The organism is Vibrio sp. LB10LO1 (assembly GCF_010092875.1).
Classification (GTDB): domain Bacteria; phylum Pseudomonadota; class Gammaproteobacteria; order Enterobacterales; family Vibrionaceae; genus Vibrio; species Vibrio campbellii.
The window spans coordinates 169,810-184,933 of the sequence record NZ_JAADJW010000002.1; the positions used below are offsets into that span (position 1 = coordinate 169,810).

Consider the following 15,124-nt stretch of genomic DNA (forward strand, 5'->3'; position numbering starts at 1 on the left):
GGCAGAAAAACAATAGTCTATTCGTCAATAATCTGTAGGTACGGTGAGACCAATTGGCGAATGTTCACTTTTGCACCAATGCGAGCTGCCAGCAAGTACATTCCACCTATTTTTCTGTGCAGGAATAGGGCATCTGCTGGTGGCGTGTGCCAGTAGTCTTGTTCCATGCTTAAAATGGTGCCGGCCTCGCGGAGTTTCTGAGCTAAGCCACTGGCTTTGAAGTCATAAGGCTCATCAACCAGCATAGGTTCACACGCCATTTTGACGAGATCAAGAATCGCTTGGCGCTGTACAGGCATAATGGTCTTGCTGAAAAATCCAATCTGCTCAAGCGCATTGTTCAAGCCTTGCTCGTCGTCGTTGACAACCGATGCGAAAGCTTGGCGATAACCAGTGCTAAATTGTTCGCTGTATTCGCGAGTCGCGCCGAAATCTAACAAGCCGATTTGACGGGAGTTCTCGATATACAAGTAGTTGGCAAAGTTGGGATCGGTTTGCACCATCCTGAATTCGAACAGCTCTCGGAACAGCAATTCTAGTAAACTGTGCATAACAAAGTCGCGTGTGCTTTGGTCATAATGCTCGATTTGTTCAATCGGGCTACCGTCAATAAATTCCATTGCGAGCACGGCGTCGGAAGAGCTCTCGGTGTGGATTTTCGGCACGACAAAATGAGGGTGATCCTTCAAAGCGTCATGATAACGAATGGCAAAGTGCGCTTCTCGTGCGTAATCAGCTTCATCATGCAGTTGCTTTTTAGCTTCTTCCAATAGTCCTTTGTAATCAACAGATTCGGGAATCAAGCCAACGACTTTGAGCAGAGTCCCCACATTATCGACGTCACTGTCGATACTTTTCCTTACTCCCGGATACTGCACTTTCACCGCGAGGTTATCACCTGCATCACTGTAGGCTTGGTGAACTTGACCAATGGAAGCGCTGGCTATTGGCTTGAAGTTAAAGGAGAGGAACTCAGTTTTCCAATTGGTTCCTAGCGCGTTTTCCATTACTCCGTTGAGTTGTTTTGCTGGCATAGGATCTGCGTTTGAGCGAAGTCGCGAGAGAATATCAGCGAGTTCTGGTTCCAAAACATCGCCAGCATCCATAGAGAGCATTTGACCAAGCTTCATCGCTGCACCGCGCAAGTGGGCCAGTTGGTCTGTTAAACGCGCAATGTTTTGCGGCGTTAGCAACAGGTCTTTCGCTTTGGGTTTATTGCCTTTAGCGATTTGTTTGGTGCCTTCAGCAATCACGTTGCCTGCGACTCGGGTTGCAAGGGAAGCGAACTTGCTGAATCTTGAGATGCGATGGGTGGGTAGGCTTCTTTCCTTTGCCGACATGAATTTTCTCCGTTATTTACTAACTATTTGTTATACGGGAAAACTACGTGCTTGGATACAAATGAAAAGAAAACCGCCAGCGGAACTGGCGGTTTGGGAGTTTAGATAGAGTAGAAGAAGTACAGTTGCGACTTCATTCGGATGATGATGCCACGAATCACATCCAAGAACGCTAGGAAACCGATTGGTTTCTCGCCGCTGACCCATGCTAGGCCAACTGAACCGACAGGGATATCGTAGCCTTCTGGCTCATCAATCTTAAGGCGAACAAAGTGGTGTTTGTTCTGTAAGTTCTTACCAGTTGTAGCGCGAACGGAATCATCCAGACCAAGTAGGTTGCCTTGTGATTCACCGGTCGCTTCAACAATGCCCTCTACTGTAGCAGAGAAGATTTTGCCAGGGTAAACCGAAGAAGAGAATTCCGCAGGTTGACCTGGTTTGATATTACGAATTGCTTGGTGGTTCACTCGCATCAGAACGTACTTCTCGTTAGTGTACATGTTGATACGCGGCATCATCGATACACGTTGACCTTCACGCAGGATAAAGTTGGTCACAAAGCCATCTGCTGGTGCGTGCACTTTGGTGCTGTTCAAATCCCATTGTGCTTTTGCAATTTGCTCCTCTGCTTGGCGCAGTTCAGCCTGTTTGGTTTCAACCGCGAGCTCAGCTTTATGAATCGCCAGTTTTGCGCGTGAGATATCGACTTGTTTCTTCTTGATTTGAGATTCAAGAGTTAACACGTTGTGGCGTGCCATATCAACGGCACTCGATTGTTTGTCGATGTCGCTTGCCGTAATGGTGTTTTGGACCACGCGGTTTTGTTCAACGTAACGATCCAGCATTTTTTTCTGCAATTTATAGTCAACTTTCGCCGCTTCCAATTGGCTTTTTGACGTTTCTAGATCTTGCACCAGTGCTTGATGGTTTGCTTCTTCAATCTCGATATCACCTTGTGCTGTTGCCAGTGCGACTCGAGCAGAATCTGCCGACACATTTGCTTGGTTCAATGCGATCTCATATTGCGTTGGGTCGAGTTCGTAAATGAGCTGACCTTTTTCAATTTGTTGATTCGGCTTGATATAAATATGTTCAACTTTGCCTTTCACATTGGTTGAATCCGGACGCAACTGGATGTGTGGTGATTGCACCACTGAGCCGCCGGATAGATCCATCGGGGTGAAGTTGATGAGACCTACCCAGACGAACATTAACCAACCCAAGCCGCCTAGGTAAGCGAACGATTTGGTTGCTTTGTTCCAAGGCATGCCGACTAAACGGAGCAGATAGATGAAGAGTGCCCATACCGCTAAACCTTCTAACATTATGCCTCCTCTTGTGGCTGTGTTTCTGTTTGCGGTTTACTTTTCCATGTATCACGCAGATTGATGATGGCTTTTTCCATATCAACGAATGCAAAGATCACGGCTAGCACCCATACCCAGTGCCAGACAAATCCTATCCAGGTGAGGGCGGTAATGAGCCCTATCTGATGATGGTCTTTGCTGTGCGCCTTATTAATTGGCAACTCATGGATTTTCCAAAAGCCGTAACACGCGCCAGCGACACTCGCGATTAAAACGACGGCAGCGACAACATGTAACGCTGTATCTGCGCCTGTTCCGACAAATGGGACACTCAGTAAACTCATTAAACACTCCTCTATCAAACTGTTGGCGTATTGTGATCTGGAATTGAAATAGGTGAGGGTTTGTGACAAATTCAATCACTAGAAGATTAAATTTGATGTGATTGGTTATGAAAACGGTTCGATTTATTCGCGCGATGGGTATTTTAAATATGCATAACCTCGCGTTATCTAAGTATAATTTGAGATCCGAAGAGCTTGGCATCCCTGCATCAGTGTTTCACAACCCGATGACATTGATACCTTTGAAGGCTGTTTCGGAGTGGTATCGACGTATTGAACAACTGACTGATGACCCAGATGTGGTGTTAAGTTTAAGCCGTGGCATTGAGCTGCAAAAGCTTGGTCCGGTCGGACGTTGGTTATACTCAGGTAATGATCTCGCTAGCACCATTCGACGCGTGAATTATGGCGTAAGTAACCTTCAATCAGGTGCTTTTTTAGCGGGTGAGCAATCAGGCAAGATCATCAAATGGACTTACCACAACCCATTTGTGGAAACTTCGGTCAAAGTACATGACAGTATTCGCTGCGCGATATTCATGACCAAGATTTTGCGTGAATTTTTGGGGCAAGATTACAAGCCATTACGTGTGATGATTTCTGGTTCTAGGAAAAATGGCAAACCATACGAAGAGTACTTTGGCTGTGAGGTTGAGTGGAGTCAGCCAAAAACAGAAATCTGGATCCCAGGAGATGACCGCCTCGCTTCGCGTCAAGTAAGCCATCGTGAAGACAGCCGTCTAGCGATGAGCTTTTCAGATTTGGATGATTTGCTCAACATGCCCGATCCGGAAGATGAGCTTAAAGTGATTTATGAAGTAGTGAGTTACAGTAGCCATTATGGATTGCCGACATTGGAGCGTGTCTCATCTTTACTTGGGCTTTCAGAGCAACAGTTCCAGCGACGTTTGCACAAGCTAGGACTTAATTTCTCTACGGTATCTGGCTATGTATTAAGTAACGTTGCAGCCGGTTTATTGATCAAACATGTCAGTATAGAGGAGATTGCGGAGCGTCTCGGATATACCAATGTCGCGAGTTTTAATCGTATGTTCAAAAAACATCGCGGCTTAACTCCCAAACAATACGCGGCTCGATTGGAAAAATAATCTTTGTGATGACCAGTGCTGCCAGCAAATAAAAGCCCTCAAATGAGGGCTTTGAAATTTTTGGGAGCGTTAACGCTTACTCTTCAGGACGCCAGCTCAGTGCACTAGCCACAGCGCCAATGGCAACCACGTCTTTTTGCTTATCGTTAAGCTCGGGCAGCATTTGCACTGCGATTGTGCCATTCGTCTGCACTGCCGCAACCTCTTGCGTCCCTTGCTTAAAGCTGTAACCCAGTGGAATATCTACCGCCATCATCGAATCAGGGCTCGTGTGAATGGTTTCTACATTGAAATGGGTATTGCCAATGCGAACTACGCCCGTTTCTTTTTTCTCAAGGCTGATGTCGATCAGCGCAGATTTCGGTTCCATAGCAAACTCACCGACTTTCTTACCATCTTGAGTGATGTCGCAGGTGTATGGATCGTTGCCACCAAAATCAACGCCCATGTAGTTTACCGACATGCCGCCGCCGGTGCAGTTTAGGAGCCAAGTTTCACCGCTGTCTATACGAGTCACTTCTGCGCCCATTGCCCCTTCTTTGAATGAGATACGATTGAACCAACTTGAGTTTGAAGCACTGCGCGAATATTTGCCTTTGTACTTGCCAGCAAAATCAAAATGGCCATCCGCACCGAATCCCCAAAAGTCGCCGTCGGTTTTCACCAACATTTCTGGTTGCGCTTTTACTGCATCAGTACGATCCATGACAGCAAGGCCACCACAACCAACAAGGAATAGGGGAGCGAGTAGAGTAAGTTTCTTCATGTTTTTCATTGTTTATAGCTTGGTTACGTCTAGAGTTTGATCGGTGAACTGGATGTTCTGAATGTCGTACAACTCGTCAATGCCTGTATTAGGGCACTCAACAGAGACGTTCTTCGCTTTGATAACGATACATTCCGCCAGCTTGTGTCGCACGATGTAAGTGTTGACGCCTCCCTCACCAAAAATACTGTTGTTTTTATGGTTGCCTTCAAATGTGTTGTCTTGGTCATTACCGATGACATTTATCGCGTCGTCGCCAACGATCTTCACTTTTGTCAGCCATTGAGACTTGTAGGTGTAGGCTTCTACTAAACCATGTTTATTTGGTGCCATGCGGAAGGTAGGAACCGTGCCTGGATTTGTTTTTTCTGTGTAGAGTTTGACGCCTGCAGAGTCGATGCTTGCGGTGTATTGCAAGTAGTCGTGGAACAAACCGTCAATCCAATCAATCGCTTGTGGATCTTGGGTTTGCATTTCGTCACGTGTTAACGCTTGGTAGCCATCTAAACCATACCCGTTTGCTTTTGCAACGCCCATGTAAGCTTCAAAAGCAGCAGCAAAGTATTCGTGAGAGTAAGAAGTGCCTGTTAGCTTAACGCGTTCTGGATCGAAGTCGTCAGACTCCCAATCTTCCCAGTCACTCTGGGTTGGGCGCCACACCGTTGGCTTACCTGATTGGATGTCGTTATAAATGCTTAGAGCATGCGCTTGAATGGCTTTTTGTAATGAGGAAGTCGATGCGTTAGGAGCAATGCCTTGCGCTTGGACCAAATGTAGAATCTCTTCAAAAGCGGCATCTCGGTCGGCATGTTTACCCAGATTGGCACAGTAATCGGCAAAGTTACTCATGTAGTGACAATCGCCTTCAACTGTCAGTTCGCGGTACATCAAAGATTGGCTGTTCATCAACCAGTTTGGTGTATCCCCGCTGCTCATCAACGTTAATGCAATGGACTCGATAAGCGTGTCCATGTCGTCTTCATTAAGCACCATCATGGTTGCAATGAAGTTTTCTAATGAGCTGGTATCAAAGGATTGTGGTAAGCCAGAATCTGCAATCGCGTCGTCCAATTTATCTTGACGAAGCAACTCACTGACGAAAATTTTGATGAGCATTTCGTCATTCTGGTCGTCGTTTTCTGTCAGCATTAATGTTGCATCACGCTCGGCTAGTGTCTTTGCGATACTAGATTTGTTGGCACCATACTTCGAATTTGGCTGGTTTGTGAGTAGGTGCTGAACGATTTTGGCGGCACGAAATATTTTTTCATCATTCGCCCCGTCATCCATCGCGATAATGTGGAATGACGCATTGTTCCCGTCTTGCGAAAGGGAGACTTCAAGGTAGTGGGTAAAGCCAGCATCAGCAGCCACTTGCAGCTTGGCTGGAAACTTTTTGGAAACGACGCTAGGGATCGTCACGGTTTTCAATGTTGGAGCTGATTTGGGAGGCAGCGTGGTTGTTGGAGACTTTGAATTTGAGTCACTGCCACCGCAGGCAGTTAGGCTTACTGTACAAAGTAAAGCCAGAGGCGTTAATTGAGCGAATTTCATCTTTGCAATACTCACGGGCTGAAGGTTCGCTGAGGAATTTATTTGCAAGAGTATTTTCTGTCTACATGAGCAATTGTAGTCATAATTACTGTTGATGATTTGTTGTAAGGTTTTTAATTCGACAAAACTAAAATAGTAGGGGCTTTATATTTTGTAGTGGCTTTAATTGATGATATTAAATCTTAACTTGTGTTTATAAATTGGTTTTTTGTTCTTTTACAGGTCTTTTGTAGAGAGCGCTTTTTTATAAATGTATGGTTTGTAAGTGTTTGTAAGCACTTTCTGTCGCTAGAGGTTCGGTTTATACGGGTTGCATGGAACAAAACGAGCGATATACTGCTTCTGTTTTATAGGTAGAGTGAATGGATTATGGTCGGTAATAAAATTTTGCTCGTAGAGGATGATTCAGAGATTGCTCGATTAACCAAAATGTACCTAGAGGCCGAAGGTTACCTAGTTACTGTGGTCGACAATGGTCTTAATGCACTCGATGCTATCAAAGAATTGCAGCCTGATCTGGTGTTATTGGATTTGATGCTCCCAGGCAAAAATGGTGCAGAGATATGCCAAGAGGCTAGGGCGTTTTATCATGGGATCATCATTGTGTTGACGGCCACTGATGATGAGATGAGTGAAGTTAGCCTATTTAAATTTGGTGCTGATGATTACCTAACTAAACCAATTAAGGGCAATATCCTCCTCGCTCGTATTGAGGCCTCTTTACGCCGCTACCGTCGCCAAATAGATACGGCTGAAAAGACAGAGCTGAGCCGTTATGGCATCGACTTATGCACCCGTCGCTCTAAAGCTTATTACTTAGAGCAAGATATCGATCTCACTGATTCTGAATTCGAAATATTGGAGCTATTAATGCTCAATGTCGATAAACCCGTTTCTCGAGAGTCCTGTTGCCGCCTTGCGCGTGGCATTGAATACTGCATTACTGACCGTTCAATTGATATGCGAATCTCTTCTTTGAGGAAAAAATTCTCAAAAGCCCTTATTCACACCGCTACCATTAAGACCGTGCGTAATCGTGGATACATGTTAACGGGGAAATAGCGGATGTTCTCTCTGTTTACTCGGCTCTATGTTGGATTGGTAACGGGCCTTGCCGTGACTGTCGCCTTGTTTTTTACTATGGGTGACGAGTTCATGCGCAAAACTGAAGTTGGCATCTTCTTGAGTGATGGTACGTATTTTGTCGATCAGTATACTGAGCAACGCGGGACGCCTAACTCACTCTACAAGCAGTTAACGAGAACAGGCAAACAGGATTTTTTCATCTTCGATCTGACTCTTCTTAATAACTGGGACGGTTCGCCTCCTTGTTTGGACTGCGAATTGCTTTATCGTATGCAAGGTGTGCCTGTGTACTTGATCGATGGCAATATCTACGCTGCGGTTTTTCCACTCCCAAACTCATCAGAAAGTCTGGTATTTAAAGAAAAGCGAGATTTTTTTAGTCCAGATATTGATTGGGATGAAGACTCAGAAAGCATCTTTGTGTTCAGCTTGTTACTCACCATAATATGCAGCTTGGGTGTCATGGTTTATGTTCCGGTGCGTAGACTTGATCGCCAGATTCAACAATTGACGTCAGCACAGCAGCAATTTGGCTCCGGTGAGCTCAGCACTCGTGTGGATTTAAAGCACTTCTCTTCTCCGGTCCGAGAGCTTGCTACTGGCTTCAACAACATGTCGGAAGACATTGAAAGGCAAGTGCGCCAAACACACATTTTCACTCAGGCTATCCCTCATGAAGTTCGAACGCCACTGAGTCGAATTCAGCTAGCTATCGACTTGGCAAGGCGTACGAAAGGTGAAATGCAAGCGGAACTGCACGATGATATTGAAAGATATGTGGATGTGGTGACGGATTTAACGTCTGACATCGTAATGCTTTCCCGCTTGAGCGTGAATAACCATTCGTTAGCCGATTCTGTTGAAACCATTGAACTGCCGCTTTGGTGTAAAAGCCGCATGAATTATCGTGGGTTGGAGTCAGCGAAGCTTACTGTTGAGAATGCTTTGGCTTACCAGTCCATCCACCTGCAACCAACGTTGGGTAATTTGGTTCTTGATAACCTACTGCAGAATGCAAAACGTTATGGCGAGTCTTGTGTGGAAGTGACGATCCGGTCGGTAGAGCACTTCTGGATCGTCGATATTGAAGATGATGGCCCAGGGGTTCCTAAAGAGATGCGTGAAGAGGTATTCATTCCGTTTTCTCGTTTAGATAAAAGCCGTAACGCCGATGTCAAAGGTTTTGGCTTGGGGCTCGCCATTGCGTCTAGTGCTGCGAGGCAACTAGGCTGGGAGCTGTCAGTCGGCGAGAGCCACTTAGGGGGCGCGTTGTTTACCGTGCTTATTCCTGCCAGCGATTAGGGTAGGCACGACGGTAGTCTGGCTCTTTAATGCCTTCATACAAATCTTCACAAGCTTGCAGCGGGCCTACAACAGTTCGGTACGGCAAGACGCCAGCCCAAACTGGAATGTCCATGTCTTGTGCATCGTCGTTAACACCAAAATTGCTGATTTTCACTGATGCTTCCGTTAGTGGTATACGCAGTAGCATGGTTGCTTTGAGTTCTTTCTCATTGCTCAAGCGGATGTCTTTTGTTCTTCCCGGAGCGATTTGTTCAATAAAGTGATTCAGTAATCTGTCTTTCTCTTGGTTATCCGCCACCATCTCAAACTGGCCAAAGACAACAGCGCTACGATAATGTGCGCTATGATGAAACGCGCTTCGAGCCAGTACCCAGCCATCAAACAAGATAAAGGTTAGGCATGTTTGCACTCCTTGTTTGAGTGAGCGCAGTAATCGACTGTTGTTGGCACCATGAATATACACGTAATCATCTACACGCCAAGCCAGCATGGGGATGACTACAGGGCCAGACTCGTTGGTTATTGCAATATGAGCGATAAGGCTTTCATCTATGATGGCGTGCAGTTTGTCGACATCAGAGATGGCTTTATGCGCGCCTTTCTTAATTTCCGTTCTGTTGGTATTGGATAACATTTTCTCTCCTTTTTGCTCACAGGGACGAGCACTTGCTTCTCAATCTTTGATTGCAATGTAGCGTTTAACTGGTAGCTTAAAGAGAGCCAGTTTTAACTAATGGATGGATCCAGTTTGTCTTTGATTGATATCGGTGACCTGCATTTAAAAGAAAGTGATGGAACGCGTCAGCAAGCGTTGTTTTTTGCTATCCGCGAGAAGATTGTTCAAGGGCTGTGGGCGAAGAATGGGAAATTGCCGTCTACACGAAAGCTATCACAAGAGCTTGAACTCAGTAGGAATACCGTGATTGCAGCCTACGAGCAGTTAGTGGCGGAAGGGTACTTGAACAGTCAAAAAGGCTCTGGCTTTTATGTTGCTGTAGAACTGCCGGAGCAGTATCTGCCTGAACCCAGTTCAATCAAAACGGACTCATTACCGAAAACCAACTTTGACATCAACCGCGCATTTGCTCCGGGTGTGCCTGATTTAGAAGCTTTTCCTATGGCGCAGTGGCAAAAGTTACTTGCTCGTCATCTTTCCCGTACCTGTTTGCTAGGGAACCAAGATATTCAGGGCAGTTGGGCATTGCGTTGTGCTTTAGCTGACTACCTTGCATCAAGCCGTTCAGTAAATTGCTCCCCAGAGCGCATCATTATTACTTCTGGGGCACAGCAAGCATTGTCAATCGCGACGATGGTAGCTCTGAAACAAGGTGATAAGGTTTTGATGGAGCAACCGGGTTACGCGCAAATGCGGAAGCTAATTCAGTTCCAGCAATATCAATTTGAGCCTCTATTAGTACGAGAAAAACTCGGCTTTGATGTGGAAGCGGTAACCAGCAGCGATGCCGATGCTCTATATATCACACCAAGCAATCAGTATCCGATGGGAACTACGCTTAATACCGAGCAGCGAGGGAAGATCATCAACTGGGCGGTCGAGCAATCACGTTGGGTTATCGAAGACGATTACGACAGCGAATTTCAGTTTGCCCATCGTCCATATACCAGCTTACAAGGGCTAGCGGCTCAAATGGGGCGAGATGATCGCGTACTGTATGTGGGCTCGTTCAGTAAAGTGATGTTTAATGGAGTGCGCCTTGGCTATCTTGTGGTTCCTGAACGTTTAGTTGAGCAATGCTTGGTGGTTAAGGATGCGTTAACCGGTGATTCGCCAACGCACACCCAAGAGGCGTTGGCTGATTTTATTACTGAAGGTGGGTTAATTCGTCATATCCGCAAAATGCGCCGACTGTACAAAACTAAGCATGAGCAGATGTGTTTGGCTGTTGAAAAACACTTTGGCGATAGAGTTGCGGTGATCAGTCAGGCTGCTGGTCTCCATATTACTTTAAAGTGGCAGCAGGGTATTGATGAACATGAATGGACGCAGCGCGCTCAGTCAAAAGGTATTGTGCTGCGTCCGATGAGTTTTTATGAGCATTCAGATTTTAGAACGCGAGACTGGCAAGGCGCTGTACTAGGCTATGGCAATGTCGCGTTGAATGAGATTGATGCGCTGGTTGAACAGCTTTCTGAGTTGTTTGAATAACCACGCTAAACCTTATTCAGTCACTCGGCGAGTGTTCTTTTTTCGCCACTGTTTCCATGGTAGGGAGAGCACTGCAAAAATAGTAACGGCGTACAGCATAGACCAACCCAAACAAATGAATACTGCGGTGCACAACACGAGAGAAAATCCTGCGAGGATCTTTCCCCAACCTTTGAGCAGTTTGTAGGCCGCAAGCATTGCCAATAGATAGACCAGCACAAAGATGCCGTTGGCGAGCTTTAGGAAGAACTCCAAATCTAGCCCTGATAGCGACCCAATAACACAAGAAGCAAGCAATATAGCGCCGACGATTAACGTGGCATTCGCTGGTACGCCTCGAACTGAAACTCTTGCGATAGCGCTAGTTGGTTTGTGCTCCCTTGCTTGGGCCCACACCATTCGAGCCAAACTTTGAGTGTAGAGATTCACACTCGCGAAACACGCTGAGAAACCGATAACACTAATAAGCCATTTCGCATGATCACCAAATAGATACGCACTCAACCAAGGAATCGAGGCACTGTCGAATTCAGCACTGCCGTAAGCGCCAAATTTGAGTATCACGACAGAGCAGGCCCAATAGGTGAGGCCTGCGACAAAGCAGCCAACAATAATAGCAATTGGGAAATCACGTTGTGGGTTCTTAAATTCCTCCCCCATATGCGCAAAGGCTTCTATTCCAACAAAGCACCAAAACATGACGCCTAATGCTGTCGCAATTGACCAAGTTGAATTCATTGTGATGGTAGGCATGGTGAGATCGGCGGGGCCAACATCACCTTTCCATAAAAATGCACCAACCAAAGCAAAAATGCTCAGTGCAATGACGGTTTGCAAGCGGCCCGATGATTTTGTGCCGAGTAGGTTGACGACAATTAACAGAGCCACCGTAAGAATTTGTGCGAAAAGATGGTTACTCAGTGGCTCTGGTATTAGCTGTTGTAGAAAGCCGGCTGCAAGTGCGACAGCAGCAGGTACACCAACAGGAATGACGCTGACAAACAGCCACGCTACGCTGCTTTCCAGTTTACTGTTAAACGCTTTGCGAACAAAAAACGCTGTGCCGCCCGCACTTGGATAGCGCTTACCCAATTGAGCAAAAGTAAGCGCAATAGGACAAATCGCGACGAATAAGATTATCCAAGCCCAAAGGGAAAAGTGCCCAGCGATACCAGCGGCAATGGCTGGAATCATAAATAAACCCGTTCCCATTAACGTGGTGGAGAGTTGCCCAATGCCTGAGATCAGCGTGATGTCTTTTTTGAGTTGTTCCATGACGACCTCTAAACGTCTATGTAGGTGATGCGACAAGCATATCTAAGTTCTCCCTATCAAAATGATGTTGTCGACCGTCAAAATGACGGTTGTTTTGTTTAGAAAGCGCAAATTGTCGGTTTTCAATAAGTTGTATTTGGGTAGAATGACAAGATTAAGGAAAGCGTGGTGATGTTATGGACAAATTTGATCGTCAGATCATAGACCTATTGCGGCAGAATGCCCGCCTCTCTATTACGGAAATTTCAGAGCAAGTCAGCTTGTCACGTTCAGCAGTGACAGCGCGAATCAAAAAGCTCGAAAATGATCGAGTGATCCTTGGCTATCATGCCGATATTGCAACATCTGAAGAGTCGACGATTTGTGCTTATATGGCACTAAAGTTTGATACGTCGGCATCGAGCCATCACTGCGATAATTACGCCAAAGACCTTTACAAAATCGACGGTGTGAAATGGTGTCATGCAATTAGTGGTGAAACCGATATGATGCTGTTTGTTGAAGTACCGAATATCGCCCGTTTGAATGAGATTCGAGACTATATCCAAAGTTATCCAGAGCTTCGTAATGTGATGACACATACCGTGTTAACGGAGTTTTTCAATACCACAGGGAGCAAGTTTGTAAAATGACCGAGAAAGACATCGTCCTCAATTTCTGGAACGTAATGGCAAGCAATGATTTCTATGCGGCAGCAGAGTGTCTTTCGCCTGATTGTGAAGTGATTTGGCCATTGACCAAAGAAGTCATTCGCGGCAGAAAGAACTTTGCCGAACTGAACTCAGCCTATCCAGCAGAAGGTAAGTGGACCTTTACGATTGAACGTATTGTGGGAGAAGATGATCAAGTAGTCACCGATGTGATTGTGAGTGATGGCGTTCGCTCAGATAGAGTGATTACTTTTCACAGCATCCGTGATGGGCTGATTTGCAAACAAGTGGAATATTGGCCGGAAGATTACGCCGCCGCAGATTGGCGCACACAATGGGTTGAATGTGCTGAATAACATTAACCTGAATCTGCTGCGCTCTTTGCATGTATTGCTTGAAGAGTGCCATGTGAGCAGAACCGCGGAGCGTTTGCACATCACTCAATCCGCGGTCAGTCGTCAACTAGCGCAGTTACGCGAATTATGCGGCGACCCTTTATTGGTTCGGCAGGGTAACCAATTGATTCCCACGCCAAGAGCGCTACTTCTAAAAGAGAAGTTGGACGACTTATTGGCGGAATTCGATCACCTTCTCGATGACAAGCCTTTTGAACCCGGGGATTGGAAAGGAGAGTTAGTATTAGCATCGAGTGACTATGTCGCGCAATATGTACTCCCTGACATTGCTTCGCACTTGAGTAGTTTTGCTCCTCAGCTGGATATGGCGTATCGACTTTGGCAACCAGACTTTCTTGATAAACTTCATGAGACAGGTATTCATATTGCGTCTTCAATTTATCCAGAACAGCCTAAAGGTGTATCCAGTGTGAAGATTGGTGAGGACTCGTCCGTGTGTTTGATGAAGGCCTCCCACCCGTTAGCAAAGCAAGACCATATTAGTGTCGAAGATTTAATTTCGTATTCTCACATCAAAGTGAACGGTGGAGGGGACAAAGATTCCTATACTGACTTGGCATTGAGAGAGCTGGGTTATACACGCCACGTTACCTTCAAGGTGCCTTTCTTTTCTGCTGCTATCAATCGCTTAGTCTCAAGTGAGCATCTGATGGTGGTACCCGAGCATATTGCCGTGAATCTCGCGAAGCATTGGGATTTAGCCCACAAAGCGTTGCCACTCGAAACCCCTACTCATCAGTATTGGTTAATGTGGCATCCAAAGTACGATACGGATCCGGCGCATAAATGGGTGCGAGAGGAGATTCGCTCGGTTATGCAAATCTCAGAGTATTCGATTCGTTAATGTGCGTATCTACTGCTTATGATCTGAAATCATAGCTAGTATGAAAAACTTTGATTTCTAATTATACCTGCTCCGTTGATAGATTAGCGTCAAAGAGGGGGGATTCTTATGACACTAACAGTTTGGTTATCACTTTTTACCGTGTGTTTATTAGGGGCGATGTCCCCAGGTCCGAGTTTAGCGATTGTCGCTAAGCACTCGTTGGCTGGTGGTCGAGTGAATGGTTTGGCTACCGCATGGGCGCACGCGTTTGGTATCGGTATTTATGCGTTTATTACCTTGATAGGTTTGGCGGTAGTGCTGCAACAAAGCCCATTGCTATTTAAGACTATTAGCTTGGCTGGTGCAGCTTACTTGGCGTATCTTGGCTTCAATGCTCTGCGCTCAAAAGGTGGGGTTGCGGCGAAGTTAGAATCCGGTGAAGAAACGACGGTTTTACAATCGGCGCGAGAAGGCTTCCTTATTTCAATTCTAAGCCCGAAAATTGCGCTGTTCTTCATCGCACTGTTCAGTCAATTTGTAGCGCTAGGTAACGATCTAAGTAACCAAATGATCATCGTCGCGACACCATTTGTTGTTGATGGCTTGTGGTACACCTTCATCACATTGGTATTGTCTAACTCGCGTGTTGTGGACCGTATTCGCTCAAAAGCGGTACTGATTGACCGATTATCCGGTATCGTTTTAATGCTACTGGCAGTGCGAGTGGTTGTGACGATTTGATCATCATTTAGTTTCTCAAAAGCAGCCTAAGTTGGCTGCTTTTTTTGTTTAATTAGTTTGATTTTTTTATGAATTATTCGCATTCATTTGACATGTCACATAGTTAAAAAGATTATTATCAATAAATGTTACCTTGGTTCATAAATCAGGTATTATTGGTGAGATTCCCTACTCTGACAGTGAAGTCTCTAGCTAGAATCATCATTCAACTAGTGTATTTAACGTGGCGACTAATTTG

Annotated in this window: 15 protein-coding genes; 8 read left to right on the forward strand and 7 right to left on the reverse strand. The window is 45.7% G+C overall.

Annotated elements, in window-relative coordinates; genetic code table 11:
• Window positions 1–17: 17 nt before the first annotated feature.
• The 3 genes from GXP65_RS02205 to GXP65_RS02215 form a co-directional block, all read right to left on the reverse strand.
• Complete coding sequence (locus GXP65_RS02205; RefSeq protein ID WP_162091878.1) at window positions 18–1,340, reverse strand: AarF/ABC1/UbiB kinase family protein; 1,323 nt, start codon at window positions 1,338–1,340, stop codon at window positions 18–20.
• Window positions 1,341–1,441: 101 nt separating this feature from the next.
• Window positions 1,442–2,665, reverse strand: coding sequence for a biotin/lipoyl-binding protein (locus GXP65_RS02210; RefSeq protein WP_162091879.1), 1,224 nt, complete (start codon window positions 2,663–2,665; stop codon window positions 1,442–1,444).
• Window positions 2,665–2,991, reverse strand: a complete 327-nt coding sequence (locus GXP65_RS02215) for an MFS transporter (protein ID WP_005433326.1) — start codon at window positions 2,989–2,991, stop codon at window positions 2,665–2,667. Before GXP65_RS02215 ends, GXP65_RS02210 begins: the two co-directional genes overlap by 1 nt.
• A 107-nt stretch (window positions 2,992–3,098) precedes the next feature.
• Between GXP65_RS02215 and GXP65_RS02220 the strand changes: the two genes are divergently transcribed.
• Window positions 3,099–4,100, forward strand: coding sequence for an AraC family transcriptional regulator (locus tag GXP65_RS02220; protein WP_005433351.1), 1,002 nt, complete (start codon window positions 3,099–3,101; stop codon window positions 4,098–4,100).
• 76 nt (window positions 4,101–4,176) lie between these two features.
• On the opposite strand, the gene GXP65_RS02225 is transcribed toward GXP65_RS02220, so the two are convergent.
• Window positions 4,177–4,866, reverse strand: a complete 690-nt coding sequence (locus GXP65_RS02225; RefSeq protein WP_045382099.1) for a hypothetical protein — start codon at window positions 4,864–4,866, stop codon at window positions 4,177–4,179.
• A gap of 12 nt (window positions 4,867–4,878) precedes the next feature.
• Window positions 4,879–6,420: a hypothetical protein gene (locus GXP65_RS02230; RefSeq protein WP_162091880.1), complete on the reverse strand. Its 1,542-nt coding sequence runs from the start codon at window positions 6,418–6,420 to the stop codon at window positions 4,879–4,881.
• A 369-nt stretch (window positions 6,421–6,789) separates the two neighbouring features.
• Here GXP65_RS02230 and GXP65_RS02235 point away from each other — a divergent pair, with 369 nt between their 5' ends.
• Both GXP65_RS02235 and GXP65_RS02240 read left to right on the forward strand, forming a co-directional pair.
• Window positions 6,790–7,482 (forward strand): response regulator transcription factor, encoded by a 693-nt coding sequence (locus tag GXP65_RS02235; protein ID WP_038889055.1) that lies wholly within the window; start codon window positions 6,790–6,792, stop codon window positions 7,480–7,482.
• A gap of 3 nt (window positions 7,483–7,485) precedes the next feature.
• A complete protein-coding gene (locus GXP65_RS02240) occupies window positions 7,486–8,808 on the forward strand; it encodes an ATP-binding protein (protein ID WP_162091881.1) in 1,323 nt (440 codons plus the stop codon).
• Here GXP65_RS02240 and GXP65_RS02245 read toward each other — a convergent pair.
• Entirely contained in the window at window positions 8,789–9,445 is a 657-nt protein-coding gene (locus tag GXP65_RS02245) for a pyridoxamine 5'-phosphate oxidase family protein (protein ID WP_162091882.1), read from the reverse strand. The genes GXP65_RS02240 and GXP65_RS02245 overlap by 20 nt on opposite strands.
• A 99-nt stretch (window positions 9,446–9,544) precedes the next feature.
• Between GXP65_RS02245 and GXP65_RS02250 the strand changes: the two genes are divergently transcribed.
• A complete protein-coding gene (locus GXP65_RS02250; RefSeq protein ID WP_162091883.1) occupies window positions 9,545–10,978 on the forward strand; it encodes a PLP-dependent aminotransferase family protein in 1,434 nt (477 codons plus the stop codon).
• A gap of 12 nt (window positions 10,979–10,990) precedes the next feature.
• On the opposite strand, the gene yjeH is transcribed toward GXP65_RS02250, so the two are convergent.
• Window positions 10,991–12,253: an L-methionine/branched-chain amino acid transporter gene (yjeH, locus tag GXP65_RS02255; RefSeq protein WP_162091884.1), complete on the reverse strand. Its 1,263-nt coding sequence runs from the start codon at window positions 12,251–12,253 to the stop codon at window positions 10,991–10,993.
• A gap of 176 nt (window positions 12,254–12,429) precedes the next feature.
• On the opposite strand from yjeH, the gene GXP65_RS02260 reads away from it, so the two are divergent.
• The 4 genes from GXP65_RS02260 to GXP65_RS02275 all read left to right on the forward strand — a co-directional run bounded on the left by GXP65_RS02260 (window position 12,430) and on the right by GXP65_RS02275 (window position 14,886).
• Window positions 12,430–12,885 carry an Lrp/AsnC family transcriptional regulator gene (locus tag GXP65_RS02260; RefSeq protein WP_005433287.1) on the forward strand — a complete coding sequence of 152 codons (456 nt, stop codon included), beginning with the start codon at window positions 12,430–12,432 and terminating at the stop codon, window positions 12,883–12,885.
• Complete coding sequence (locus tag GXP65_RS02265; protein ID WP_077201891.1) at window positions 12,882–13,259, forward strand: nuclear transport factor 2 family protein; 378 nt, start codon at window positions 12,882–12,884, stop codon at window positions 13,257–13,259. The genes GXP65_RS02260 and GXP65_RS02265 overlap by 4 nt, the downstream gene beginning before the upstream one ends.
• Entirely contained in the window at window positions 13,249–14,163 is a 915-nt protein-coding gene (locus GXP65_RS02270; protein ID WP_005433503.1) for a LysR family transcriptional regulator, read from the forward strand. Before GXP65_RS02265 ends, GXP65_RS02270 begins: the two co-directional genes overlap by 11 nt.
• Window positions 14,164–14,271: 108 nt before the next feature.
• The gene (locus GXP65_RS02275) at window positions 14,272–14,886 is read left to right on the forward strand and encodes a LysE family translocator (protein ID WP_005433441.1); all 615 of its coding nucleotides are present in this window, start codon (window positions 14,272–14,274) and stop codon (window positions 14,884–14,886) included.
• Window positions 14,887–15,124 lie beyond the last annotated feature (238 nt).

Coding starts and splice junctions, on each gene's coding strand:
- GXP65_RS02205 (WP_162091878.1), bottom strand. CDS start 1,340: ATGTCGGCAAAGGAAAGAAGCCTACCCACCCATCGCATCTCAAGATTC.
- GXP65_RS02210 (WP_162091879.1), bottom strand. CDS start 2,665: ATGTTAGAAGGTTTAGCGGTATGGGCACTCTTCATCTATCTGCTCCGT.
- GXP65_RS02215 (WP_005433326.1), bottom strand. CDS start 2,991: ATGAGTTTACTGAGTGTCCCATTTGTCGGAACAGGCGCAGATACAGCG.
- GXP65_RS02220 (WP_005433351.1), top strand. CDS start 3,099: ATGAAAACGGTTCGATTTATTCGCGCGATGGGTATTTTAAATATGCAT.
- GXP65_RS02225 (WP_045382099.1), bottom strand. CDS start 4,866: ATGAAGAAACTTACTCTACTCGCTCCCCTATTCCTTGTTGGTTGTGGT.
- GXP65_RS02230 (WP_162091880.1), bottom strand. CDS start 6,420: ATGAAATTCGCTCAATTAACGCCTCTGGCTTTACTTTGTACAGTAAGC.
- GXP65_RS02235 (WP_038889055.1), top strand. CDS start 6,790: ATGGTCGGTAATAAAATTTTGCTCGTAGAGGATGATTCAGAGATTGCT.
- GXP65_RS02240 (WP_162091881.1), top strand. CDS start 7,486: ATGTTCTCTCTGTTTACTCGGCTCTATGTTGGATTGGTAACGGGCCTT.
- GXP65_RS02245 (WP_162091882.1), bottom strand. CDS start 9,445: ATGTTATCCAATACCAACAGAACGGAAATTAAGAAAGGCGCGCATAAA.
- GXP65_RS02250 (WP_162091883.1), top strand. CDS start 9,545: ATGGATGGATCCAGTTTGTCTTTGATTGATATCGGTGACCTGCATTTA.
- yjeH (WP_162091884.1), bottom strand. CDS start 12,253: ATGGAACAACTCAAAAAAGACATCACGCTGATCTCAGGCATTGGGCAA.
- GXP65_RS02260 (WP_005433287.1), top strand. CDS start 12,430: ATGGACAAATTTGATCGTCAGATCATAGACCTATTGCGGCAGAATGCC.
- GXP65_RS02265 (WP_077201891.1), top strand. CDS start 12,882: ATGACCGAGAAAGACATCGTCCTCAATTTCTGGAACGTAATGGCAAGC.
- GXP65_RS02275 (WP_005433441.1), top strand. CDS start 14,272: ATGACACTAACAGTTTGGTTATCACTTTTTACCGTGTGTTTATTAGGG.